The organism is Oleiphilus sp. HI0067 (assembly GCF_001635735.1).
The window spans coordinates 1-1,121 of the sequence record NZ_LWFI01000504.1; the positions used below are offsets into that span (position 1 = coordinate 1).

Here is a 1,121-nt window from a genome sequence, read left to right on the forward strand (position 1 = left end):
ATGAACGTAAGTGCTGAAGATTTAGAGCTAGAAAGCTCGGAAGCTAGCCTTCCAGAAGGCTCTTTGAATTTGAAGCAAATCCGCGATCAGGCCGAAAAAACAGCATGCCTGCAAGCGATTAAAGGCTCACATGGGAATATGGCAAAAGCGGCTCGTATACTCGGTATTACACGTCCGACGCTGTATTCATTATTCGAAAAACACGGCATTGAAGCTGAGTAAAAACATGGGGGGCAGAGTACTTTTACTCTGACCCCAATGTTTATCACGCTAGAAAAGATTACGATATGCCCTAGCGCAACTTTCATGATCCTCTCCGAGGGACAAATAGCTTCGATGAGCAGTCCAAAGCAAACTAGATTTTATTAGCGCATTAACTTTGTAACTAGACCAAAAATAATCACTCGCTGACTTAACCATTCCAGCCCTAACCGGATTCAGTTCGATGTAACGCTGACAAGCAAGTACATAAGAGTCATCCTCAATCCCTAAGGACTTAAAGCGCCCTTCCCACAAAGTACCTGATCGCTCATACCTATGGTTAAAATAACGCACATAACGACGTCCCAAACACTGCATCATCTGAGAAATTGACTTATCAGTATGCGTCGTGACTAACAAATGTACGTGGTTGGTCATGAAGACCCAAGCATGGATATGTACATCAAACGTTCGCGCGTATTCATTTAGCCATGAGGCATATGCGACATAATCTTGTGTATCAATAAAACAAGGTTGGCGATTAACGCCCCTTTGAATGAGGTGCTGCGTCATACCCGCAGGGCATTGACGGAGTGAGCGAGCCATAGATCTTCCTTGATACTATTTGGCTTTGTTTGAAACTGGGGTCAGAGTACTTTTACTCTGACCCCAATATTAAACTTAGTTTTTAGCTTCTAAGAAATGTCCTTGAATCTCGGCATTATCTGGCTGTAAGGCAGCCGCTTTCTCAAGGTAAGGCAAGCCTTCTTCAGTTCTTCCAAACTTGTGCAACACCCATCCATAGCTATCAAGAACTGCCGCACTGTTTGGAGCGAGTTCCGCGGCACGGCTCAACAGCTCAAGTGCTTTCTTATCGCCGCGTTCAAAGTAAATCCACCCCAAATTATTCAAGGCAGCGA

Annotated in this window: 3 protein-coding genes; 1 reads left to right on the forward strand and 2 read right to left on the reverse strand. The window is 44.5% G+C overall.

What is annotated here, in order from left to right:
* On the forward strand, nucleotides 1–222 hold a 222-nt coding region (locus A3739_RS05990), incomplete at its 5' end, for a helix-turn-helix domain-containing protein (RefSeq protein ID WP_068500677.1).
* Nucleotides 223–270: 48 nt separating this feature from the next.
* Here the strand turns inward: A3739_RS05990 and A3739_RS05995 are convergent.
* Together A3739_RS05995 and A3739_RS06000 are read right to left on the reverse strand one after the other, a co-directional pair.
* Nucleotides 271–807 carry a transposase gene (locus A3739_RS05995; protein WP_068500680.1) on the reverse strand — a complete coding sequence of 179 codons (537 nt, stop codon included), beginning with the start codon at nucleotides 805–807 and terminating at the stop codon, nucleotides 271–273.
* Between the two features lie 75 nt (nucleotides 808–882).
* On the reverse strand, nucleotides 883–1,121 hold a 239-nt coding region (locus A3739_RS06000), incomplete at its 5' end, for a tetratricopeptide repeat protein (RefSeq protein WP_156502391.1).